Origin of the sequence: Janthinobacterium sp. PC23-8, assembly GCF_002250505.1 — a bacterium.
Taxonomy (GTDB): domain Bacteria; phylum Pseudomonadota; class Gammaproteobacteria; order Burkholderiales; family Burkholderiaceae_D; genus Janthinobacterium.
In genome coordinates, this window is record NZ_NJGY01000002.1 from 400,557 (window position 1) to 422,229 (window position 21,673).

Consider the following 21,673-nt stretch of genomic DNA (forward strand, 5'->3'; position numbering starts at 1 on the left):
ATGGCCGGCATGCACACCCCCGCGCCTGTCCCCGAATTTCTGCTGCGACTGGACCGCACCCTGCGCCAGCTGGAAGACAGCGGCGAGATCCTGTCCGTCTCGGCGCAACTGCTGGGACAGCAATTGCAAGCCCAGCAAGTGGCCTGTTTCGATATCGGCCAGCAACTGCATTACCCGACCTTGCGCCACGCCTGGAACGACGGCCTGGCGCCGGGCGCCGTCGGTGAATATTTCCTTGGTGAATATGCGGCCGGCCTGGCCGCAGAACTGGAAGCGGACCACCCGGTGGCCGTCGACGATATCCGCCTCGACCCGCGCACGGCGACCCCTGACGCCCTGGCCACCTTCGGGCGGCTGGGCATCCGCGCGTTCCTGAATATCCCCATCGTCAAGCAAGGCCGGTTGGCCGCCCTGTTCGTCGTGCACAGCCGCGCGGCGCGCGCCTGGCAGGCAGACGAGATTACGCTGGCGGTGCAAGTGGCCGAACGGGTGTGGGCCAGCTTGCTGTGCGCCCAGGCGCAAGCCCAGGTACGCTCGCTGAACGCCGACATGGAGCGCCAGGTGGCCGAGCGCACGCGCGAATTCGGCCTCACCTGGCGCGTCAGCCCCGATTTGCTGGGCGTGCTGAACCTGGAAGGCCGCTTCGAGCATATCAACCCCGCCTGGGAAACCACCCTGGGCTGGACCGGGCACGACATCCGCACCACGCCCTTCATGAGCCTGATCCACCCCGACGACCAGGAGTCGACCCTGGCGGTCTGGCAGGCCTTGCTGCAGGGCCAGCCTGCGTTGCGCTTTGAAAACCGCTACCGCGCCAAGGGCGGCCGCTGGCACTGGCTGCAATGGGTGGCCGTGCCGGAAAATGGCAAGATCTATTGCAGCGCGCGCGACGTCAGCGACGAAAAGGCCGCGGCGCAAGCCTTGCGCGCGGCCCAGGCGTCGCTCGACCATAGCGTGTCGGCGTTGCTGCAATCGCAAAAGCTCGAAGCGCTGGGCAAGCTGACGGGCGGCGTGGCCCATGATTTCAACAATGTGCTGCAAATTATCTCGGGTAATCTGCAACTGTTGCAGATCACCGTGGGCAGCGATGCGCTGGCAGCCAAGCGCATCGCCAGTTCCAGCGCCGCCGTCGAACGCGGCGCCAAGCTATCGGCGCAACTGCTGGCGTTCGCCCGCCGGCAACCCTTGAAACCGCTGGTAACGGACTTGAAAGCCCTGCTGCGCTCGACGGAAGACCTGTTGCGCCGCGCCGTCGGCGAAACGGTTGACACGCAAGTGCAGATCGCCAGCGACGCCTGGCAGGCGCTGGTCGACCCGAACCAGCTGGAAAACGTGATCCTGAACCTGGCCATCAATGCGCGCGACGCGATGGAGGGCCAGGGCCGGCTGACGGTGGCCCTGTTCAATTGTTCCGTGGCTGGCGGCGAAGATCTGGCGGCCGGCGAGTATGTGCAACTGGCCATCGGCGACACCGGCAGCGGCATCGCCCCCGAGCTGATCGACAAGATTTTTGAACCGTTCTTTACCACCAAGAAAGAGGGCGAAGGCTCGGGCCTGGGTCTGTCCATGGCGTATGGCTTTCTGAAACAAAGCGGCGGCCATCTGCGCGTCGAAAGCACGCTGGGTACGGGCACCACCTTCCGCATCTATCTGCCGCGCTCGCTCGACGGCGTGACGGAACTGCCTTTGCAGCTGACAGGCCCCGTGCTGGGCGGCACGGAAACCATTTTGGTGGTGGAAGACGATCCGCACGTGCAAACCACCGTGGTCGACATGCTGCGCGGCCTCGGCTACAGCGTGCTCAAGGCGTCCGACGGCCAGGGCGCCCTCAATATTGTCGCTGGCGGCGTGCAGGTCGACCTGTTGTTTACCGACGTAGTGATGCCCGGTCCGGTGGCCAGCACGGAACTGGCGCGCCAGGCGCGGCAGCTGTTGCCCGGCCTGGCCGTCTTGTTTACCTCGGGCTACACGCAGGACGCCATCATGCACGGCGGACGGCTCGATGCGGGCGTGGAGTTGCTCAGCAAGCCGTACCGGCGCGAAGATCTGGCGCGGCGCCTGCGCCATCTGCTGGCCAACCGCCAGCATGTGACGCTCTTGCAGCAAGAACTGGAGCAACCATCGCCAGCGGCCAACGCGCGCGCGCGAGGACGCAACATCCTGCTGGTGGAAGACAATGAGGACGCGCGCGCCATGACCAGCGAATTGCTCGACATGCTGGGCCATGAGGTGACGGCGGTGGGTTCGGCCGAAGCAGCGCTGCCGCTGCTGGCCATGCCGGGACTGGAAATCCTGCTGACCGACATCAGCCTGCCGCGCATGTCTGGCACGGAACTGGCCGCGCTGGCCGCCCGCGATCATCCTGGCCTGCAAGTGGTGTTTTCCACCGGCCATGCGCCAGCCAATTCCGGCGTGCGGGACCCGGCGGCCCGTTTCCTGCTCAAGCCGTTTTCAGTCGAGCAGTTGCAGCAGGCCTTGCAGCCGGATTAAGGTTTTTCAGGGCATAAAATTTCTTAAAACACAATAAAGAACGGTGTTTTTTAAAAGTATGCCCCTCCGGCATGGTTTTGCAGGATGGCCACCATGCTAGAGTATTGCTTTCTATCCATCTGCCAGACTCCCCGATGACCTTGCCCTCCTCCCTGATCGCCACCGCCTTGCTGGCCGCCGTCCAGGGTGCCGTCGCCGCCCCCATGACGCTGGACGACTACCTGGCGCTGAACGGCCCGCAAGCCACGGTCCAGATCGCTTACGGCCCGGCGCCGTCGCAATACGCCCAGCTGTTCCGCCCCAGCGGCACCGGTCCGTTTCCGGTGGTGGTGCTGGTCCATGGCGGCTGCTGGACAGTCCAGTTCGGCGGCATCAAACAGATGCGCAACGTCGCCAATGCCTTGAGCAGCCAGGGCATCGCCGTGTGGAACGTCGAATACCGCCGCGTCGACGAGGAAGGCGGCGGCTATCCCGGCACCTACCAGGACATGCATGCGGCCATGGACAGCCTGCAAAGCCATGCCGGCCAGTACCAGCTCGACACCAGCCGCATCCTTGCCATGGGCCATTCGGCCGGCGGCCAGCTGGTGCAATGGATCGCCGGCCGCAGCGAGCTACCGAAAAGCAGCCCGCTCTACCGCGAGCATCTTCTGCCGATCAAGAACATCATCAGCCTGGGCGGCCTGGCCGACCTGCGCCATGAAGCAACGCTGATCCAGTCCAGCTGCGAGCGCGACATCGCCCAGCTGGCAGGCAGCGCCAGCCTTGAGCGCCCCGACATCTACAGCGACACCAACGCCGCCGACCTGATGCCCAACGCCAGCCGCACCGTGCTGATCACGGGCGAGCTCGACACCATCTCCCCGCCGCGCGTGGCGCATGATTACGCAGCCAAAGCCATGCAAGCCGGCGACCATGCGGAAGTGCTGATACTGCCAGGCGCCAGCCACTACGACGAGATCGCGGCGACCTCGCCGGCGTGGAAGCTGATTTTGCCGGTGATACGGCAAATGCTGGGCCTGCAAAGCGAGCGCCAATGAAAACCCTGAAATTCAATATTTTCGGCACCCTGATCGCCGTCAACGGCGCGCCCGGCGCCTGGCAGGCTTATTATCTTGGCGCCGAAGGCAAACGCCGCCCCGCCGACTTCATCATACCGAACGACATTGCCGAACCAGACCTGTGCGACTACCTGGCCGACCTGTTCCATGAAGAAGCCACACCGCGCAACAACACGGCAAGCGAGATCAACCATGCTTGACTTGCTTGCAAAGCATGAACACCGATACAGCGCGAACCAGCCCGCGCCGCAGGCAAAGGCCCCCCGGGCGTCTCCGGCCCGCTTTTTTCAGGTCTTACTGCACGCGTGCAAGATAGGCTGCCAACTGCGCAAAAGTCGCCCCAAACCCCTGCTTCATCGACTCATGCCCTTCCTTGAAGGTTGCCTGTTCAAGCTCTGAATCCCCCTGCGGCACCGACCGCAACGTCATCATCGTCTTCCCGTCCTCCACCGATAAAGTCATGGTATTAAGCGACGTCAAAGGCCAGGTCGCGCTCACCGGATGCCGCACCACATTGCCTTCCTGATCCGCAAACGACGAAACGAAAACCACCTTCTCCGGCGCTGCGATGGCCTGGTATACAAACTTCCCCCACATCTCATAGCCATTATCGGCTCGCATACCGTAGTGGAACATGCCGCCCGGCTTGAACTCCAGCGCCAGCACGCTGAGTTCAAAGCCCACCGGGCCCCACCACTGCAGCAGACGTTCCGGCTCGCGCCACGACTGGAACACCAGCTCGCGCGGTGCCTCAAACGTCTGGGTAATCACAAACTCGCTGCTTGCCTGTTCTTTTGTCGCCATGACGATACTCCCCGATAAAGTGGACCAGCCCTGAATGTAGCAGCGTACGGAAAAATCACAAAGCCCTACACATTCAGCATTTCTCAGTGTTAAAATATTAGTTCGATACCTAACTATTAGACGACTTACCTTATGCTTGATATTCAAGAGCGCTTCTCCACCGCACTCCACAAGACGGCGCGCGGCTGGCGGCACGCCATCGACCGGCGCCTGAAAGACCTCGACCTGGGGCAAGCAAGCTGGATGTGCATCGCCATGATCGCCAAATCGCCGCAAGCGCCGTCGCAAAGCGAGCTGGCCCATCAGCTGGGGGTGGAAAACCCGACCATGGTGTCGATGCTGGACCGGCTGGTGAAATCAGGCTTCGTGCAGCGCCAGCCGTCCGCGCTGGACCGGCGCGTGAAACTGGTGGTGCTGACCGAGGCTGGCATGCAAGTGTTTGAAACGGTGCGCAAGGAAGCAGACAGTTTCCGCAGGGAGCTGCTGCAAGGCATAGACGCGGACCAGTTGCTGGCCGCCACCGAATTGCTGGAAGCGTTGCAGGCGGCGACGGAGAAATCCGCGTGAATGCCGTCACCACAGCCTCACCGCTGCCCGCGTCAAGCGACCCCACGCTCAACCGGCGCATGATCACGATATCGATCATGCTGGCCACCATCATCCAGGCGCTCGACGGCACCATCGCCAACGTGGCCCTGCCGCACATGCAGGGCAGCCTGTCCGCCTCGCAAGACCAGATCACCTGGGTGCTGACGTCCTTTATCGTGGCCGCCGCCATTGCCACGCCACTGACGGGCTGGCTGTGCGACCGTTTTGGCCAGAAAAAGACGTTTCTGGTGTCTGTTGCGGGTTTTACCATCGCATCGGTGCTGTGCGGCCTGTCGGCGACCTTGTCCGAAATCGTTGCCGCCCGCCTGCTGCAGGGCGTGTTCGGCGCGGCGCTGGTGCCGTTGTCGCAAGCGGTGCTGCTGGACATCAATCCGCGCGAAAAGCATGGCTCGGCCATGGCCATCTGGGGCATGGGCGTGATGATCGGGCCTATCCTCGGGCCGACGCTCGGCGGCTGGCTGACAGACAGCTACAGCTGGCGCTGGGTCTTCTTCATCAATATCCCGATTGGCGCGATGGCCTTCTATGGCATCTGGCGCTATATCCGCAAGGATGCGCCGAATCGCCGCATGAATTTCGACATGTTCGGTTTTGCAACGCTCAGCCTGTCGATCGGCGCGCTGCAGATGCTGCTGGACCGGGGCGAGCAGAATGACTGGTTTTCGTCGACGGAAACCTGGATCGAAGCGATCGTACTGGCCATGAGCTTGTGTTATTTCATCGCCCATACGGCCTTGCGGCCCGCCGGCAAGTCCTTCCTCGATTACCGGCTGCTGAAAAACTCGAACTATGTGAGCGGCCTGCTATTCATCTTTATCGTCGGCCTGGTGCTGTTCGCCACCCGTGCGCTGACGCCCTCGATGCTGCAGGGGCTGATGAATTATCCGGCGGCGATTGCCGGCCTGGTGACGGCGCCGAGCGGCCTGGGCACCATGATGGCGATGCTGGTGGTGGGCAAACTGACGGGCAAGTTCGATACGCGGCTGCTGCTGGGCGTGGGCTTTTCGATCACGGCGTTTTCGTTGTGGCAGATGGCCAATTTCACGCTGGACCTGGTGCCGCAGACCGTGGTGTGGAACGGCATTATCCAGGGCATCGGCCTGGGCCTGGTGTTTGTCCCCTTGAGTGCGGCCACCTTTGCCACCTTGTCGCCGCAAATGCGGGCGGAAGGCACGGCGATTTATAGCCTGGTGCGCAATATCGGCAGCAGTATCGGCATCGCGCTGGTGCAAACCCTTTTGGTGCGCAACACGCAGATCGCCCATGCGTCGCTGACCGAGCACATCAATATCGCCAACCCGGCCCTGCACGAGCCGGCGATCGCCAGGGTATTTGATTTGTCCACCGGTCCCGGCATGGCCGCCCTGAATGGCGAGATCAACCGGCAAGCCTCGATGATCGCCTACCTCGACGACTTCTGGATGATGATGTGGCTGACCATTTTGGTGCTGCCATTGCTGCTCCTGATCAAGCCACCGAAGAAAAATGCGCCTGTCGTGGTCGACCACGCGGCGATGGAGTAACCCTGATGAAGAAAGTGACCATGAAGCTCCCCCTTGCCGTGCTGGCCTTCAGTATTGCCCTGGCCGGCTGCGCCAGCATTCCGCCCGACACGCAGGTATTGCCGCAGCAAGACCTGGCGACAACGCAGCTGGCCGCCGATATCCATCTGGCCAGCGAAGGCTGGCCAGCGGCCCAGTGGTGGCGCCAGTTCCAGGATGAGCAGCTCGACGGCCTGGTCGAACAGGCGCTCTCCAGCAGCCCCAGCCTGGACGTGGCCAATACCCGCATCGCCTCGGCCCTGTCCGCTTTTGACTACCAGCATGCGGACCGCGATCCCCGTGTGGATATGAACGCCAATCTCAACCGCCAGCGCTATTCGGGCAACGGCCTCACGCCCGCGCCCATCGGCGGCAATTACTACACCGAGGCGACATTCAAGGTGCAAGCCCATTACGACCTCGACTGGTGGGGCAAGCACAAGGCGCAGATCGCCGCCGCCCTGGGTGAAGTCAACGCCCGCCGCGCCGAGTATGCGATGGCCGAGCAGATGCTGGCCGCCGAGATTGCTCGCCATTACTTCAGCATGCAAAATGGCTGGGCCCGCATGGACAATCTGCATGCGCTGCTGACCTTGCAGCAGTCGCTGGTCACGGACAAGGACAAGCGCATTGCCAACGGCCTGGGCGTCAACGACGACCATCTGTCCGCGCAAACCCGCTTGAGCTTGCTGGAACAGCAGATCGCCTTGCTGGAAACCCAGATCGTCACCGAGCGCGAAGCGCTGCGCGCGCTATTGGGTGCGGACAGCACCGCGCTGGCCCATCTGCAGCCGCACGCGGTGCTGGCCTTGCCGCACAGTCTGCCCGGCAAGCTGGGCATGGAGTTGCTGGCGCGCCGTCCCGACCTGCAGGCAGCGCGCTGGCGGGTGCAAGCGTCGATGAACCGGATCGAGGCTGAGCAAGCGGCGTTCTATCCCGATATCGACCTGGGTGCGTCCATCGGCCTGGACACGGTCAGGCTCGGCAAGTTGCTGCAAGCGGGCAGCCGCACCCTGTTTGTCGGGCCGGCCCTGTCGCTGCCCCTGTTCGACAGCGGCCGCCTGCAAGCCCGGCTCGATGGCGCGCGCAAGGAGCGCAACGAACTGATCGCCGACTACAACCAGAATGTGTTCAATGTGGTGCGCGACGTGGCGCAGGCCGGCGCCCGCGTGCAGGGCGTGGAGCACCAGTTGCGCCTGCAGGGCGAGAGCCTGCGCGCCAGCGAAGCGCAGCTGCGCAACGCCAACGCCCGCCTGAAACAGGGCCTGGCCGACCGCGCCACCGTGCTCAATGCGGAAATGACCGTGCGCGGCCAGGTGGACCTGGGCATGCAGCTGCAAAACCAGCGCCAGAACGCGGAAGTCAATTTGAACGTGGCACTGGGCGGCGGCTATCGCGGCGCCAGCGATTTTGCTTCCACCACAACGACCAAATAATTCATCAGAGAACCGACCATGAGCAACGACAACACCGCTGTTTCCACCGAAAACCCCGGCAAGCGCAAGACCGTGCTGATCGCCATTACCGCCGCCTTCGTGCTGGCCGGCCTGGGCTGGGCCGCCTATTACAAGCTGGTGCTGTCCAAAGAGGAAGTCACCGACAACGCCTATGTAGGCGGCAACCTGGTGACCTTGTCGGCCCAGGTAACGGGCAATGTCGACGAAATCCGCGCCGACGAAACGCAGATGGTCAAAGCCGGCGCGCCGTTGATTACCCTCAACGCCATCGATGCCGACCTGGCATTGCGCCAGGCCGAAGCGCGCCTGGGCAATGTGGTGCGCCAGGAACGCGAGCGCTATGCCAGCGTGGCGCAGTACGACGCCGTGATCGAGCAGCGGCGCCTGGCGCTGGTCACCGCCCAGGGCAATCTGGCGCGCCGCGCGCCGCTGGCACTCGATCACACCATTTCCGGTGAAGACCTGGCCCATGCCAAACAGGCGGTCGACGACGCAAAAGCAGCCCTGGCGGTGGCGCAGCGCCAGGCCGACTCGGCCAAGGCCGGCGTGGCGGGCGTGGGCCTGGTCAGCCATCCGGCGGTGCTCTCTGCCAAAGGCGATGTGCTGCAAGCGTGGCTGGCCGTGCGCCGCAACGCCGTACTCGCGCCGGTGTCCGGTTATGTGGCCAAGCGCAGCGTGCAGCTGGGCAGCCATGTGACGCCGGGCACGCCCCTGATGTCCATCGTGCCGCTGGACCAGCTGTGGGTCGACGCCAACTTCAAGGAGTCGGAACTGCGCAATATCCGTATTGGCCAGGCGGCAACCATCGAGACGGACTTGTACGGCAGCAAAGTCGTGTATCACGGCAAGGTGCTGGGCATGTCGGCAGGTACCGGCAGCGCGTTTTCGCTGCTGCCGGCGCAAAACGCCACCGGCAACTGGATCAAGGTGGTGCAGCGCGTGCCGGTACGCATCAGCCTGGACCCGAAAGAGCTGGCAGCCCATCCGCTGCGCATCGGCCTGTCGACCACGGTGACGGTGGACACCAGCCATGCCGAAGGGGCGACGCTGGACCAGCCGATGCTGGCCAGCGCCTTGTATGCGACCCAAGCCCTGAGCCAGCCGGTGGCGGAAGCGGAGAAGATTGCCGATACGATTATTGCGCAGAATCTGGCTCGTTAAACCCAGGGGCAAGAACCGGGGTCAGACGGTCTGACCCCGGCATCTGCTTCACGGGTTTGGTTTGGCTACTTTGTCTTGCCAGCGGCGACCTGGTCGAGAATATGCCTGGGCACCGCCGCATAATGCTTGAACTCCATCGTATAAGTCGCCCGGCCCTGCGTCAGCGAGCGCAAGGTGGTCGAATAACCGAACATCTCGGCCAGCGGCACCAGCGCGCGCACGATGCGCCCCGAGCCGCCGGGGATATCGTCCACGCCCTGCACCATGCCGCGCCGGGCCGTCAGGTCGCCCATCACATTGCCCATGAAGTCTTCCGGCGTTTCCGCCTCGACCTGCATCATCGGTTCGAGCAAGACGGGCGCGGCGCGGCGCATGCCTTCCTTGAAGGCGATCGCGCCGGCCATGCGGAAGGCATTTTCGTTGGAATCGACGTCGTGATACGAGCCGAAGGTCAGGGTGGCCTTGACGTCCACCACCGGATAGCCGGCCAGCACGCCTGACTTCAGGGTTTCAAGGATGCCCTTGTCGACGGCGGGAATGAATTCGCGCGGCACCACGCCGCCCTTGATGGCGTCGACAAACTGGTAGCCGCTGCCCGCTTCCAATGGTTCGAGCTTCAGGACCACATGGCCGTACTGGCCGCGTCCGCCCGACTGCTTGATGAATTTGCCTTCGATATCGGCCACCGGGCGCGTGATGGTTTCGCGGTACGCCACCTGTGGTTTACCCACGTTCGCTTCGACGCCGAATTCGCGCCGCATGCGGTCGACCAAAATTTCCAGGTGCAGCTCGCCCATGCCCGACATGATGGTCTGGCCCGACTCTTCATCGGTATGCACGCGGAACGACGGGTCTTCCTGCGCCAGACGATGGAGGGCGACGCCCATCTTTTCCTGGTCGGGCTTGGTTTTCGGCTCCACCGCCTGGGAAATCACCGGCTCCGGGAAAATCATTTTTTCCAGCACGATGACATGCTCGGGCGCGCACAGGGTATCGCCGGTGGTCACCGCTTTCAGGCCGACGGCGGCGGCAATATCGCCCGCATACACTTCCTTGATTTCCTTGCGCTCGTTGGCATGCATCTGCAGGATGCGCCCCAGCCGTTCTCGCGCGCGCCTGGTGGGGTTCCAGACCATGTCGCCCGAGTTGACCACGCCGGAATAGACGCGGAAAAACGTCAGCTGGCCGACAAACGGGTCGCTCATGATCTTGAAGGCCAGCGCGGCAAAGTGTTCGTCGTCGGCCGGATGGCGTTCCACCTCGTTGTCGTGCTCGTCATGGCCCATGATGGGCGGCACTTCGACGGGCGACGGCAGGAAGTCGATCACGGCGTCGAGCATCGCTTGTACGCCCTTGTTCTTGAAGGCGCTGCCACACAGCATGGGCACGATTTCATTGCGGATGGTGCGCGCGCGCAAGGCTTGTTTCAACTCGTCTTCGGAAAACTCCCCGCCGTTCAGGTAGCGCTCGGTCAGTTCCGGCGTGGCTTCGGCCGCCTGCTCGACCAGCTTGTCGCGCCATTGCCGCGCCTGGCCTTGCAGTTCGGCCGGGATAGCGCCATAGCTGAACTGCACGCCAAAGCTGGCGTCGTCCCAGGTAATGGCGCGCATTTTGAGCAGGTCGATCACGCCCGTGAAATGTTCTTCGCTGCCGATCGGCAGCTGGACCGGCACGGCCACGCCTTTCAGGCGGTCGCCGATCTGCTGGCGCACGCGCAGGAAGTCCGCCCCGACCCGGTCCATCTTGTTGACGAAGGCGATGCGCGGCACATGGTATTTGTTGGCCTGCCGCCATACCGTTTCCGACTGCGGCTGCACGCCGCCGACGGCGTCGTAGACCATCACGGCGCCATCTAACACGCGCATGGAACGCTCCACTTCAATGGTGAAGTCGACGTGTCCCGGGGTATCGATGATATTGATGCGGTGTTCGGGATAGTTGCCGGCCATGCCTTTCCAGAAGGCAGTGGTGGCGGCCGAAGTGATGGTGATGCCACGCTCCTGTTCCTGCTCCATCCAGTCCATGGTGGCGGCGCCATTGTGCACTTCGCCGATCTTGTGATTGACGCCCGTATAGAACAGGATGCGCTCGGTGGTGGTAGTCTTGCCGGCATCGATATGGGCGCTGATGCCGATATTGCGGTAGCGCTCGATGGGGGTTCTGCGTGTCATCACACTCTCCTTGCCTGGGCCGGGAAATTCAACACTGTGGGTATATATCAGTGTAGCAGAGCGCGCGCGCAGGGCCAGTTTTACCATGCGTACAACAAACCGTGGGCCACGCACGCCACCGCGCCTGAATATCGGGGGCTTTCCGCTATACTTTCCGGTGAATAACATTAACAGAGTTTAATCTGGATCAAAACGCGCCGCACCCACAGAAATGTTCCTATAGTCCTATGAAAATCGACCCAAGAAAAATAATCCTTGCCACCTTGCTGGCCTCGCCAGTGTTTGCCATGGCCGGCGAACTCGAGCAGCAGCTGCAGCGCTGCGCCGTGCTCGGCGACGCCAGCGCCCGCCTGGGCTGCTTCGATGTACTGTCCAAGGCCGTGGAAGCGGCGACGATCGGCACCGGCGGCAATGCCCACGCTACCGGCGCCACCCTGGCCGCAGCCGAGGCCGTCTCACCCAGCACGGCGGCCAATCCGGCCGGGGTGGCCACGCCGGCCGCCGTCAACGCGGCCTTGCCTGCCGTCGCACAAAGCGGCGCCACGCCGCCGGAAGCGCCGATCTCGCGCGTGACGCAAGCGTGGGAGCTGGACGAACCATCGAAGCGCGGCCTGTTCAACCTGCGCCCGCACCGCGACAATTATTTGCTGCTGGCCAACTACAGCAGCGCCTCGAACGACCAGCCTTTCAAGGAATTCACGCCGGGCGGCGTCAAGTCGCAGCACGTGGAGCTGACCTACCAGCTGAGCTTCAAGATGAAGATGCTGGAAGATATCGCCGGCTCGCCGTTCGATCTGTGGCTCGGCTATACCCAGCAAAGTTTCTGGCAGGCGTATAACCGCAAGGCCTCGAGCCCGTTCCGCGAAACCAACTACCAGCCTGAAGCCATGCTGATCTTGCCGATCAACAAGTCGATTGCCGGCCTGGACTTCAAGTATGCCAACTTCGGTCTGGTGCACCAGTCGAATGGCCAGACCTCGACCCTGTCGCGCAGCTGGAACCGCCTGTATGCGGAACTGGGCATGGAGCATGACAACCTGGCCGTCACAGCCCGCGTCTGGAAACGCCTGGACAACAGCAAGTCGGACAATGACAATATCGACATCACCGACTACCTGGGCCACGGCGATGTGCGCGTGAGCTACCGCAATGACGGCCACGAGTTCTCGGCCACCATGCGCCGCAACTTCAGCAAAAAGCACGGCTCCATACAGGCTGGCTGGGCGTTTCCCCTCAAAGCCAACCTGAAGGGCTATCTGCAAGTGTTTTCCGGTTACGGCCAGAGCCTGATCGACTACAACTATTCGCAGAAGTCGATCGGCGGCGGTTTCCTGGTCGATTACTGATTGTTGCTTGCAACGTAAAAATGGCGCCAAGGGCGCCATTTTTCATGCCTGACCGGATTAACGCCGGCTACCGCCACCGAGCACCCGCGCCGGCAGCATCACGATGGCGCGCAGCAACTCGAACACGCCATCGACGCCGATGCCGATCAGGCGGAAGGGCAACAGCAGCAACCATGCCAGCGGATACAGCAGCAGGGCCAGCAAGGCCAGCGGCCAGCACACGATCAACAGCAGCAGCCACAGCACGAATCCAAGCATTGTCGTCTCCCAGAATAAATGTGCGGAGCAAGCCGTGCTTGCCCCGCTACCGAGCTGCCACTATAAAACATGCTGGCGTTGCGGCAATGGCAATGCGATGAACTGCGAACTGGCGTGACGGGGAGACGAAAAACGGGAATGAACGGTGTTTACTTATTGCCCGACGCAGATCACTTTGGTGATGTATTCATGCGCATTGGGCTTCTTGCCGGTGGCCCATTTGATAGCCTGGTTGGCGTCGGCGATGGTCATCACCGTGGCCTTTTCCTTTGATTTGATAAAGGACACGCCTTCGAAGACGCCTTCCTTGCTGCGCATGACCTTGGCAAACACGGGCGGCCGGGTCTGGCCGTCGCTGATTTTGTTTTGCTGCACGAGGTAGCGCTGATCGTTCTGTTCCATAGTAATAAAGCTGTCCGTTGGGTAAAACACGGAATATACCCTGAATGGCGCAACGCCGCAGGAGCAAATGCCGCAGCGTTGCCATGAAAGCGATGAATCTTCAGGCGTAGACGACCGACTGCGTGGCCGGCTGCAGGGTGACGTCGTACAGCACCTGCACCTTCATCGACGCTTCCAGCGAAGGAATCGAGCCGCCGGCGCGGTACTGGAAGCTCACTTGCAGCACGTCGCCGGCCTTCACCGCCATCGCCTGCGGCAGCGGCAAGCACATGTAATGGTTGAGCCAGTCGATGGTGCTCGAACGCTCGGGCACCACGGCCAGGATATTTTTGGTGACGAAACGCAGCGCGTTCAGGGTGCCGCTGCGCTCGACCACGAACTTGCCGTCAAAACCGAACAGACTGTCGGTCGGCTGGGTAAAGTCGATGATGCTGTAGACGGCCGGCGGCGCCAGTTCCAGCACGCCGGGATGGATCGCCGTGGTTTCCTGGAACTGCACGATGGGCGCATAAAACCCTTCGAAATCATATTCCTGCTGCATCGGCTGCACCGCCATGATCACCGCTTCGGGCACGAACAGCGGCAGTGGACCGCCGAAGCGGGCCAGGTAGCGGCGCTTGAACGATTCGATCACCTCGACCTGTTTTTCGCGCAGCATGCCGACATGGATCATTTCGCAGATGACCACATCGACCGGCTCAGGCGGCAGGTATTCAAAGGCATCGGCGTGCACGACTTCGACTTTTTCGCCGTTGGCATTGAGCGCGAGCATCTTGCGCGCTTCCTTCACCATATCGGGATTGAACTCCACGCACCAGACCTTGTCGGCTTTGGCAGCCGCAAAACACGACAGCACACCCGTGCCGCCGCCCAGTTCCAGCACCTTCATGCCCGGCGTGACCGCATAGTCGATGGCCGACTTGAAGCCATGCATGCGGTTCTGGTCCATCAGCATATTGTGATGGTAATGCACGGGGATGAATTGCCCCAGGTAACAACTCTCGATCTCGCGTTCATTCAGCATGGGTGTCCTCGTGGGGGCTGGTTCCGTGTTCCGTTCGATTTTGTCGTTCCAGAAAGCAGTGACATCGCATGGGCTGGGTGCGGGCCGGCGGCAAAACAGCCGGCGCCTGGCGTAAAAGGGACTGCCCATTGCATTACTCCTGATTAATGCGACACCAGCATTATCATCAATCAGAGGCCAGCACCATCTGTGGAGATGAGGGGCAATTGCGTGCCAGTTCGGAAATGGTTGCAGGTCACGTCAGTTGCGGCGGCTGCGCTCTTGGGTGCGCGCCTGCAGGAATTTGTCGATGATGGCCGCCACGCCGGGCTTGTCGGCGGCCAGCGCAAATTGCGCGGCGGTCCAGCCGTGGCTGCTTTTCAAAGCGGGATCGGCACCCGAGGCCAGCAGCAGTTTGACGGCCTCTTCCTGTCCTTCGCGGGCGGCAAACATCAGCGGCGTGATATTCGTCGGTGCGTAGGCGTCGACTGTTGCACCGCGCGCAAGGAACACTTGCATGATAGGAATATCGCCGGCCGAGGCCGCATAGTGCAGCGCCGTCCAGCCGCTCTGGTTGACCCTGGCGCCCTTGGCCAGCAAGGCGTCGACCGCCTCGCGCTTGTGCTTGTAGGCGGCCATCATCAGCGCCGTATTGCCATTGGCCGAGCGCGCTTCCAGGTCGATGCCCGGCGTTTCCAGCAGGATCTTGAAGACCTTGTCGGCGTCGTCGCGCAAGGCAATCACCAGCGCCGTGTCGCCGCGCTGGTCGTCAGGCAAATTGGGATTGACGCCTTCCTGCAGCATCTTGCGCACGCCGCTGGCGTTGTCGATCGACACGGCGCGATAAAAACCGGCCTGGTCTGGCGCCGCCTGAGCCAGTCCAGCACAGCAGAACAAGACGGCTGCAGCAGTTTTACGCATTATGTTTTGCATGAGGTTGTTACGCTATCTGCTTGAAAAGCTTGAAGAAATTGCTGGTCGTCTGTTCCGCGACCTGGGCCAGCGCGATGCCTTTCAGGCTGGACAGGTATTCCGCCACATGGGCCACATAGCCGGGCTCGTTCATGCGGCCGCGAAACGGCACCGGCGCCAGGTAAGGCGAGTCGGTTTCGATCAACATACGCTCCAGCGGCACTTCCAGCGCGACGGCCTGCAGGTCTTTCGCGCTCTTGAAGGTGACAATGCCCGAGAACGAAATATAGAAACCCATGTCGATGGCCGCTTTCGCCACTTCCAGAGATTCCGTAAAGCAATGCATGACGCCGGCCACGCCGCCGTCGGCCACGCCAGCGCCCTCTTCGCGCAAGATGCGGATGGTATCTTCGCTGGCCGCTCTTGTGTGAATAATCAACGGTTTACGGGTAATTCTTGACGCTTTGATATGCGTGCGAAAGCGCTCGCGCTGCCATTCCAGGTCTCCCGTCAGACGAAAATAATCGAGGCCCGTCTCGCCGATGGCGATGATTTTCGGATGATCGGCCAGACGTACCAGCTCATCGACCGACGGCTCGGGCGTGTCCTCGTAATCGGGATGCACGCCGACCGAGGCGAAAATATGCGGATACTCTTCAGCCAAGGCCAGCACTTGCGGAAAATCGGGCAAGTCGACCGACACGCATAGGGCGTGCGTCACCTTGTTCTCGGCCATTTTGGCAAGAATTTCAGGCATGCGAGCAGCCAGCTCGGGGAAATTGATATGGCAGTGGGAATCGATATACATAAAGAGAATTGTACCGGACGCAGAGGAACCACGTAGAGCATGAAGCAGCAAAAGACGCCAGCAGGGGCCCGCGACTGTGGCCCGCCGTTTTTAAAATCTAAGCAACACGCTTGCCGAGAATAATCAGATCCCGCTCCACACCATCCAGATTGGCCACCTTCGGCAAATTGGCCCACGGCTCAAACCCGAACTTGCGAAACAACCCCAGCGAAGGCGCATTGTGCCCAAAAATAAATCCCAGTACAGTATGCACGCCGACGGACGGCGCATGCGCAATCGCCTCGCTCAGGCCATAAGCGCCTATCCCCTTGCCCCTTGCCTCGGGAGCAATATACACCGACAACTCCGCCGTGCCCGAATACGCCGGCCGCCCATAAAAATTCGAGTAAGACAACCACCCCAGCACAGCGGGCGTAGCAGACTCATCATTGGCAGACTCGATGACCCACAACGGCCGGCGCTCCGGCGTATGCTCGTGAAACCAGCCCAGGCGCGACTCGACCGTCACCGGTTCCGTATCGGCGGTAACTTCGCGCGAGGCGATGGTGGTGTTATAGATGGCGACAATGGCAGGCAAGTCGGCAAGCGTGGCAATACGGTGGCGATAGCTCATGTGATGAATGAATAATGATTTACAAGTATTTGTTTTAAAAGATAATTTACTGGCAATTTGCAGTATAGTCGAGCAGCATGTCTTCAAGAAAAAGCTTGGGCGACAGCGGATGGTCGGCGATCGCGCGGCGCTCGTTGGCAGCCTTGATGGCGGCCATCAGGCGGCCGATATGGATGCGTCCCGCCAGGGCTTCCAGTTCGCGCCGGTGGCGCGGATAGTAGCGGATGGTGCCGGCCAGCTTCATCGAAAACACATCATACAGCCAGCGCTGCAAGGAGGCCACCAACGGCGCCAGGGGGGACTTTTGCAGCTTGTCGGCCGCCTTCAACGCCGCTTCCACGCCCGGATGGGCCAGCACCTGCAGCAATTGTTCGGTTTCTTCGCGGCCGCCCGACTCGGACTGGGCCAGCGCCGCCAATGGCGCGCCGCCCTGCTCGCGCAGCCAGCTGTCGGCGTCGTTCAAACCCCGGGTTTTCAGCCAGGCCAGCGCCTGTTCGTGGCTGGGCATCGGCAAGGCGAACTTGCGGCAGCGCGATAAAATGGTCGGCAGCAGGCGGTCCAGGCTGTTCGAGGCCAGCAGGAACAAGGTGCCCGGCGGCGGCTCTTCCAGGGTTTTCAGCAAGGCGTTCGAGGCCGGCGTATTGAGCGCCTCGGCCGGATACAGCACCACCACGCGCAAGCCCTGGCGGTGCGTCGAGATATTCATGAAGTCGGCGAGGTTGCGGATCTGCTCGATCTTGATGTCTTTCGACGGCGTTTTGGTTTTGGCGCTTTTCTTGCTAGTTTCTTCGCCTTCGCCCTCGTCAGGCACCTCGTCTTCCAGCGCTTCCGGGCGCACGCGGCGGTAATCGGGATGGTTGCCCTGCACAAACCAGCCGCAGGAAGCGCAGGCGCCGCAGGCATGGCCGTCGGCGCGCACGTCTTCGCACAGCAAGGCCTGCGCAACATGCTCGATGAAGTCGGCCTTGCCGATGCCTTGGGCGCCATGGAACAAAATGGCGTGCGGCATACGTGGGCGCAAGGCCTGCAGTTGCAGCCACGCGTCCTGCTGCCAGGGGTAGAGAGAACTAGTCATTTTCAATCAATCACTTGCGAAACCATTCTCAGGCAAAGCATCCAGCAGGACATCCAGCAATCCGGCCAGTTCGATTTGAATATCGGCAATGCTTTGCGTGGAATCGATGATGCGAAAACGCTGCGGGAACTGCGCGGCGCGGCGCAGGTACTCGTTGCGCGTGGCGGCAAAAAAATCGGCCTGCTCCTGCTCGAACTTGTCGAGCGAGCGCGTGGCGTCCAGGCGGGCGCGGGCGACGGCCAGCGGCACGTCGAACAGGAACGTCAGGTCTGGCTGCAAGCGCGGATGGACCCAGTCTTCCAGCGCCTCCAGCTTGCGCAGGTCCATGCCGCGTCCGCCGCCCTGGTAGGCGAAGCTGGCGTCGCTGAAGCGGTCGGAAATGACCCACTCGCCGCGCGCCAGGGCGGGCGCGATCACTTGCGCGATATGTTCGCGGCGGCTGGCGAACATCAGCAAGGCTTCTGTTTCCAGGTGCATCTTTTCATGCAGCAGCAGTTCGCGCAGTTTTTCGCCCAGGCTGGTGCCGCCCGGTTCGCGCGAGCAAACCAGTGGCACGCCGCGCTGGCGCAGGTAATCGGCAACAAAACCGATATGGGTCGATTTGCCCGCGCCATCGATGCCTTCGAAGGTGATAAAGCGGGCTGAATAAGATGATGTCATGATACTTTTATTGTGTTGGAGATTAACGCTGGTATTTGTTGACGGCGCGGTTATGGTCGGGCAAGTTGTCTGAAAATTCGCTGGTGCCATTGCCGCGCGCAACGAAATACAGGGCTTGCGTGCGGGCCGGCGCCAGTGCGGCCGTCAGCGACTGTGCGCCGGGCAAGGCGATCGGGGTGGGCGGCAAGCCGCCGCGCGTATAGGTATTGTACGGGGTGTCCGCCTCCAGGTCGCGCTTGCGGATCTTGCCCTGGTAGGCCTCGCCCATGCCATAGATCACGGTGGGGTCGGTCTGCAGCAGCATGCCGGCTTTCAGGCGGTTGACGAATACGCCGGCGATCATGGCGCGCTCGGATTTTTGCCCGGTCTCTTTTTCCACGATGGAGGCCATGATCAACGCTTCATACGGGTTCTTGTAGGGCAAGGCCGGATCGCGCTTGTCCCATGCCTCCGACAGGCGGGCGATCAACGCCACGTGGGCCTGCTTGAAGATCTGCAGCTCGCTGGCGCCCTTGGCGAACAGATAGGTGTCCGGAAAGAACAGGCCTTCGGGCTGCGCATACTCGGGACTGATCCTGGCCATCAGTTCGCGGTCGCTCAGTTGCGCCGTGTCGTGCTTGAGGCCGGGGTGTATCGCCATCACCTGGCGCATCTGCTTGAAGGTCCAGCCTTCGATGATGGTCAGCGATTCCTGCGCGAATTCACCACGCACCAGTTGCGTGATCAGGCGCTGCGGCGAGGTGCCGGGCTTGAGTTCATACGACCCCGCCTTGAGCTTCGAGGTCTTGCCCTCGATGCGGGCCAGCAGGTTGAACAGCAAGGGCTCGATCGGGATGCCGGCATCAAGAATCTGCTGGCCGGCCGCATGGGCACCGCTGCCGGGCGCGATGGCGAACGGGATCGCCTCGCCTTCGGTGGTGATCGGCTGCCGGGCCCAGTACACAAAGGTGGCACCAAAGCCGATGGCGGCGAGCACGGTACAAACTACAAGTTTTTTAAAGAAAGCCATTGTTCCGATTCTTGTGATGCGCGCCAGCTCAGGGCAACAGCCGGGCGCGCCGAATATGATCGTCGTGAATAACACCGGCTGAAAGCGCCGCTAAGCGGACGATTCCGGCTGCCGCCGACGCGTTTGACGCGAGATCACTATAATGAACCCGTAATCATAATGCTTAATTGCTGATCTAATGGAAATTATGAATAACTGGAATCAATTTTTACTGGCGCAAGGCGCCCGCAGTGCCGATGGCGGCGAAGCCGCGATCGCCGATTTTGGCAACGCCTTGAGCGTGGCCCACTTGCAGGACGGCTTTGTCGCGCCCGTCACCGACCAGGGCCTGATCGCCGTCAATGGCGACGACGCCGCCAGCTTTTTGCACGCCCAGCTGACCAATGATGTGGAACACCTGAACCAGGAGCAAGTGCGCCTGGCCGGCTACTGCACGCCGAAAGGCCGCCTGCTGGCCAGCTTCTTAATGTGGAGAAACGACACCACCGTCTACCTGCAGCTCGCACGCGACCTCCAGGCGCCGGTGCAGAAGCGCTTGCAGATGTTCGTGCTGCGCGCCAAGGCCAAGCTGCACGACGCCAGCGACGACCTGGCCAACCAGGTGGTCCTGGGGCTGGGCGGCCGGCAGGCCAGCACCCTGCTGGCCCAGTGGTTCGACAGCCTGCCGGCCACGCCGTTCAGCAAGGTCGACAATAGCATGGGCACCCTGCTGCGCGTGGCCGATGCGTTTGGCGGCGCGCGCTACCAGTGGCTGACCTCGGTCGAGAATGCCCTGGCCGTCTGGCCAACCCTGGCCGCCACCCTCGCCAAGGGTGGCAACGACGCCTGGCGCCTGTCGGAAATCCACGCCGGCGTACCGCAGATTACGCAGGCGACGCAAGAGCAGTTCGTGCCGCAGATGGTCAATTTTGAGTTGCTCGGCGGCGTCAATTTCAAGAAAGGCTGCTACCCTGGCCAGGAAATCGTCGCGCGCAGCCAGTATCTGGGCAAGCTCAAGCGGCGCACCACCCTGGTCAGCATCGACAGTACAGAGGCCAGGGCCGGGAGCGAACTGTTTGCCAGCAGCGACCCGACTCAGCCTTGCGGCATGATCGTCAACGCGGCACCGAATGGCGGCGGCGGCGTCGATGCGCTGGTGGAAATGAAACTGGCGGCCATCGAAGAAGGCGCAGCCGCAGGCGCGGTGCGGCTCGGTTCCACCGAGGGCGCCCCGCTGCGCTTGCTGGCCATGCCCTATGTGCTCGACGCACTCGACCTGTGAGGATGCCATGAAAGACTTGTATATCTATTACCAGGTAAAAGAAGAGCACGCACAGGCGCTCGAAGCGCGCGTGCGCTCGCTGCAGGCAAAACTGGCTGCCGATTCCGGCGTATCGCCCCAGCTCAAGCGCCGCCCAGAAAGCCGCGACGGCTTGCAGACGTGGATGGAAATCTATCCGGTGGTCGGCGAAGGCTTTGCCGGGCAACTGGCGACCGCCGCCGACGAGGCCGGCTTGCTGAGCCTGACGGCCGGCGGGCGCCATGTGGAAACCTTCATGGACTTGCCCCCATGTGCCTGATCGTTTTTGCCTGGAAAGTCAATCCGCACGTGCCACTGATTGCCGCCGCCAACCGCGACGAATTCTATGAACGCGCCAGCGCCCCGGCCGGCAGCTGGCCGGAACATCCGCACGTGTATGCGGGGCGCGACCTGCAGGCCGGTGGCAGTTGGATGGGTATCACGCGCGTTGCCGGTGGCGCGTCGCGCTTTGCGGCCATCACGAATATCCGCAGTCCGCACGACTATCGCGCCGACGCGCCCTCGCGCGGCGCGCTGGTGGCCGATTACCTGGCCGGCGCCATGTCGGCCGAGGACTATATCGCGCAGATCCGCCCCGGCTGCGCCACCTACAACGGCTTTAATCTGGTGCTGGGCGATGCCCACACCCTGATCTGGTTTTCCAACCGCGGCGACGACGACCCGCGCAATGGCCTGCCATTGGAGCCGGGCATCTATGGCCTGTCGAACGCCCTGCTCGACGCACCCTGGCCGAAGGTCTTGAAAACCAAGGCACAGTTCGCCAGCCTGATGTGCCTGGGCGCACCGGACGAAGCGTATTTCGAAATGCTGGCAGATACCACCCGCGCGCCGGACTTCCGCTTGCCGGACACGGGCGTGCCGCTGGACCTGGAACGGGTCTTGTCGGCCGTGTGCATCGACACGCCCGGTTACGGCACCCGCACCTCGACCGTCGTCAAGCTGTTCCCGGACGCGCCGGGCGAGTTGCACGAACTGCTGGTCCAATAGCTTGCT

General features: G+C 62.2%; 22 protein-coding genes. 11 read left to right on the forward strand and 11 right to left on the reverse strand.

Translation table 11 applies throughout. The features are described 5' to 3' along the window. The 3 genes from CD932_RS16910 (at position 1) to CD932_RS16920 (ending at position 3,751) form a co-directional block, all read left to right on the forward strand. Positions 1-2,490, forward strand: a complete 2,490-nt coding sequence (locus CD932_RS16910) for a response regulator (RefSeq protein WP_094443960.1) — start codon at positions 1-3, stop codon at positions 2,488-2,490. Positions 2,491-2,624: 134 nt separating this feature from the next. Continuing rightward, a complete protein-coding gene (locus CD932_RS16915; RefSeq protein ID WP_254926641.1) occupies positions 2,625-3,530 on the forward strand; it encodes an alpha/beta hydrolase in 906 nt (301 codons plus the stop codon). After that, a complete protein-coding gene (locus CD932_RS16920) occupies positions 3,527-3,751 on the forward strand; it encodes a hypothetical protein (protein ID WP_094443961.1) in 225 nt (74 codons plus the stop codon). The genes CD932_RS16915 and CD932_RS16920 overlap by 4 nt, the downstream gene beginning before the upstream one ends. A 94-nt stretch (positions 3,752-3,845) precedes the next feature. Here the strand turns inward: CD932_RS16920 and CD932_RS16925 are convergent, their stop codons facing one another. Continuing rightward, positions 3,846-4,355 (reverse strand): SRPBCC domain-containing protein, encoded by a 510-nt coding sequence (locus tag CD932_RS16925; RefSeq protein ID WP_094443962.1) that lies wholly within the window; start codon positions 4,353-4,355, stop codon positions 3,846-3,848. Between the two features lie 132 nt (positions 4,356-4,487). Between CD932_RS16925 and CD932_RS16930 the strand changes: the two genes are divergently transcribed. From CD932_RS16930 to CD932_RS16945, 4 genes are read left to right on the forward strand one after another with little or no spacing between them, the layout of a single operon-like run. After that, a complete protein-coding gene (locus CD932_RS16930) occupies positions 4,488-4,922 on the forward strand; it encodes a MarR family winged helix-turn-helix transcriptional regulator (protein ID WP_094443963.1) in 435 nt (144 codons plus the stop codon). A gap of 59 nt (positions 4,923-4,981) precedes the next feature. Beyond that, on the forward strand, positions 4,982-6,487 hold the full coding sequence (locus CD932_RS16935; protein WP_094444449.1) for a DHA2 family efflux MFS transporter permease subunit: 1,506 nt from the start codon (positions 4,982-4,984) through the stop codon (positions 6,485-6,487). A gap of 20 nt (positions 6,488-6,507) precedes the next feature. Then, complete coding sequence (locus tag CD932_RS16940) at positions 6,508-7,941, forward strand: efflux transporter outer membrane subunit (RefSeq protein WP_254926642.1); 1,434 nt, start codon at positions 6,508-6,510, stop codon at positions 7,939-7,941. 18 nt (positions 7,942-7,959) lie between these two features. Next, positions 7,960-9,123 carry an HlyD family efflux transporter periplasmic adaptor subunit gene (locus CD932_RS16945; RefSeq protein WP_094443965.1) on the forward strand — a complete coding sequence of 388 codons (1,164 nt, stop codon included), beginning with the start codon at positions 7,960-7,962 and terminating at the stop codon, positions 9,121-9,123. Between the two features lie 65 nt (positions 9,124-9,188). On the opposite strand, the gene fusA is transcribed toward CD932_RS16945, so the two are convergent. Next, positions 9,189-11,294: an elongation factor G gene (fusA, locus tag CD932_RS16950; protein WP_094443966.1), complete on the reverse strand. Its 2,106-nt coding sequence runs from the start codon at positions 11,292-11,294 to the stop codon at positions 9,189-9,191. A gap of 227 nt (positions 11,295-11,521) precedes the next feature. On the opposite strand from fusA, the gene CD932_RS16955 reads away from it, so the two are divergent. Further along, the gene (locus CD932_RS16955) at positions 11,522-12,640 is read left to right on the forward strand and encodes a phospholipase A (protein ID WP_369679841.1); all 1,119 of its coding nucleotides are present in this window, start codon (positions 11,522-11,524) and stop codon (positions 12,638-12,640) included. A gap of 57 nt (positions 12,641-12,697) precedes the next feature. Here the strand turns inward: CD932_RS16955 and CD932_RS16960 are convergent, their stop codons facing one another. From CD932_RS16960 to mltG, 9 genes are all read right to left on the reverse strand, one after another. Beyond that, positions 12,698-12,898: a hypothetical protein gene (locus tag CD932_RS16960; RefSeq protein ID WP_094443967.1), complete on the reverse strand. Its 201-nt coding sequence runs from the start codon at positions 12,896-12,898 to the stop codon at positions 12,698-12,700. A 153-nt stretch (positions 12,899-13,051) separates the two neighbouring features. Then, positions 13,052-13,300 carry a hypothetical protein gene (locus tag CD932_RS16965; RefSeq protein WP_094443968.1) on the reverse strand — a complete coding sequence of 83 codons (249 nt, stop codon included), beginning with the start codon at positions 13,298-13,300 and terminating at the stop codon, positions 13,052-13,054. Positions 13,301-13,400: 100 nt separating this feature from the next. Further along, positions 13,401-14,324 (reverse strand): methyltransferase domain-containing protein, encoded by a 924-nt coding sequence (locus CD932_RS16970; RefSeq protein ID WP_094443969.1) that lies wholly within the window; start codon positions 14,322-14,324, stop codon positions 13,401-13,403. 240 nt (positions 14,325-14,564) lie between these two features. Continuing rightward, complete coding sequence (locus tag CD932_RS16975) at positions 14,565-15,224, reverse strand: ankyrin repeat domain-containing protein (RefSeq protein ID WP_254926643.1); 660 nt, start codon at positions 15,222-15,224, stop codon at positions 14,565-14,567. 19 nt (positions 15,225-15,243) lie between these two features. Further along, complete coding sequence (locus CD932_RS16980; RefSeq protein WP_094443970.1) at positions 15,244-16,023, reverse strand: TatD family hydrolase; 780 nt, start codon at positions 16,021-16,023, stop codon at positions 15,244-15,246. A 97-nt stretch (positions 16,024-16,120) separates the two neighbouring features. Further along, positions 16,121-16,636 (reverse strand): GNAT family N-acetyltransferase, encoded by a 516-nt coding sequence (locus CD932_RS16985; protein WP_094443971.1) that lies wholly within the window; start codon positions 16,634-16,636, stop codon positions 16,121-16,123. A gap of 46 nt (positions 16,637-16,682) precedes the next feature. Beyond that, positions 16,683-17,711 carry a DNA polymerase III subunit delta' gene (locus CD932_RS16990; RefSeq protein ID WP_094443972.1) on the reverse strand — a complete coding sequence of 343 codons (1,029 nt, stop codon included), beginning with the start codon at positions 17,709-17,711 and terminating at the stop codon, positions 16,683-16,685. Between the two features lie 6 nt (positions 17,712-17,717). Next, positions 17,718-18,371 carry a dTMP kinase gene (gene tmk, locus CD932_RS16995; protein ID WP_094443973.1) on the reverse strand — a complete coding sequence of 218 codons (654 nt, stop codon included), beginning with the start codon at positions 18,369-18,371 and terminating at the stop codon, positions 17,718-17,720. Positions 18,372-18,393: 22 nt separating this feature from the next. Continuing rightward, positions 18,394-19,380, reverse strand: a complete 987-nt coding sequence (gene mltG / locus CD932_RS17000; protein WP_094443974.1) for an endolytic transglycosylase MltG — start codon at positions 19,378-19,380, stop codon at positions 18,394-18,396. Positions 19,381-19,558: 178 nt separating this feature from the next. On the opposite strand from mltG, the gene CD932_RS17005 reads away from it, so the two are divergent. From CD932_RS17005 to CD932_RS17015, 3 genes are read left to right on the forward strand one after another with little or no spacing between them, the layout of a single operon-like run. Continuing rightward, on the forward strand, positions 19,559-20,641 hold the full coding sequence (locus tag CD932_RS17005) for a folate-binding protein YgfZ (RefSeq protein WP_094443975.1): 1,083 nt from the start codon (positions 19,559-19,561) through the stop codon (positions 20,639-20,641). A 7-nt stretch (positions 20,642-20,648) separates the two neighbouring features. Further along, positions 20,649-20,939 (forward strand): DUF4936 family protein, encoded by a 291-nt coding sequence (locus CD932_RS17010; protein ID WP_094443976.1) that lies wholly within the window; start codon positions 20,649-20,651, stop codon positions 20,937-20,939. Then, a complete protein-coding gene (locus CD932_RS17015) occupies positions 20,930-21,667 on the forward strand; it encodes an NRDE family protein (protein ID WP_094443977.1) in 738 nt (245 codons plus the stop codon). Before CD932_RS17010 ends, CD932_RS17015 begins: the two co-directional genes overlap by 10 nt. The last annotated feature ends 6 nt before the right edge of the window (positions 21,668-21,673 follow it).

What these genes read in the sequence shown, in the direction of transcription:
- CD932_RS17015 (WP_094443977.1), top strand. Translation starts at nt 20,930, where the DNA reads ATGTGCCTGATCGTTTTTGCCTGGAAAGTCAATCCGCACGTGCCACTG.
- CD932_RS16930 (WP_094443963.1), top strand. Translation starts at nt 4,488, where the DNA reads ATGCTTGATATTCAAGAGCGCTTCTCCACCGCACTCCACAAGACGGCG.
- CD932_RS16970 (WP_094443969.1), bottom strand. Translation starts at nt 14,324, where the DNA reads ATGCTGAATGAACGCGAGATCGAGAGTTGTTACCTGGGGCAATTCATC.
- CD932_RS16990 (WP_094443972.1), bottom strand. Translation starts at nt 17,711, where the DNA reads ATGACTAGTTCTCTCTACCCCTGGCAGCAGGACGCGTGGCTGCAACTG.
- mltG (WP_094443974.1), bottom strand. Translation starts at nt 19,380, where the DNA reads ATGGCTTTCTTTAAAAAACTTGTAGTTTGTACCGTGCTCGCCGCCATC.
- CD932_RS16960 (WP_094443967.1), bottom strand. Translation starts at nt 12,898, where the DNA reads ATGCTTGGATTCGTGCTGTGGCTGCTGCTGTTGATCGTGTGCTGGCCG.
- CD932_RS16945 (WP_094443965.1), top strand. Translation starts at nt 7,960, where the DNA reads ATGAGCAACGACAACACCGCTGTTTCCACCGAAAACCCCGGCAAGCGC.
- CD932_RS16965 (WP_094443968.1), bottom strand. Translation starts at nt 13,300, where the DNA reads ATGGAACAGAACGATCAGCGCTACCTCGTGCAGCAAAACAAAATCAGC.
- CD932_RS16925 (WP_094443962.1), bottom strand. Translation starts at nt 4,355, where the DNA reads ATGGCGACAAAAGAACAGGCAAGCAGCGAGTTTGTGATTACCCAGACG.
- CD932_RS16980 (WP_094443970.1), bottom strand. Translation starts at nt 16,023, where the DNA reads ATGTATATCGATTCCCACTGCCATATCAATTTCCCCGAGCTGGCTGCT.
- CD932_RS16985 (WP_094443971.1), bottom strand. Translation starts at nt 16,636, where the DNA reads ATGAGCTATCGCCACCGTATTGCCACGCTTGCCGACTTGCCTGCCATT.
- CD932_RS16920 (WP_094443961.1), top strand. Translation starts at nt 3,527, where the DNA reads ATGAAAACCCTGAAATTCAATATTTTCGGCACCCTGATCGCCGTCAAC.
- CD932_RS17010 (WP_094443976.1), top strand. Translation starts at nt 20,649, where the DNA reads ATGAAAGACTTGTATATCTATTACCAGGTAAAAGAAGAGCACGCACAG.
- CD932_RS16915 (WP_254926641.1), top strand. Translation starts at nt 2,625, where the DNA reads ATGACCTTGCCCTCCTCCCTGATCGCCACCGCCTTGCTGGCCGCCGTC.
- CD932_RS17005 (WP_094443975.1), top strand. Translation starts at nt 19,559, where the DNA reads ATGGAAATTATGAATAACTGGAATCAATTTTTACTGGCGCAAGGCGCC.
- CD932_RS16935 (WP_094444449.1), top strand. Translation starts at nt 4,982, where the DNA reads ATGATCACGATATCGATCATGCTGGCCACCATCATCCAGGCGCTCGAC.
- CD932_RS16910 (WP_094443960.1), top strand. Translation starts at nt 1, where the DNA reads ATGGCCGGCATGCACACCCCCGCGCCTGTCCCCGAATTTCTGCTGCGA.
- tmk (WP_094443973.1), bottom strand. Translation starts at nt 18,371, where the DNA reads ATGACATCATCTTATTCAGCCCGCTTTATCACCTTCGAAGGCATCGAT.
- CD932_RS16940 (WP_254926642.1), top strand. Translation starts at nt 6,508, where the DNA reads ATGAAGCTCCCCCTTGCCGTGCTGGCCTTCAGTATTGCCCTGGCCGGC.
- CD932_RS16975 (WP_254926643.1), bottom strand. Translation starts at nt 15,224, where the DNA reads ATGCGTAAAACTGCTGCAGCCGTCTTGTTCTGCTGTGCTGGACTGGCT.
- CD932_RS16955 (WP_369679841.1), top strand. Translation starts at nt 11,522, where the DNA reads ATGAAAATCGACCCAAGAAAAATAATCCTTGCCACCTTGCTGGCCTCG.
- fusA (WP_094443966.1), bottom strand. Translation starts at nt 11,294, where the DNA reads ATGACACGCAGAACCCCCATCGAGCGCTACCGCAATATCGGCATCAGC.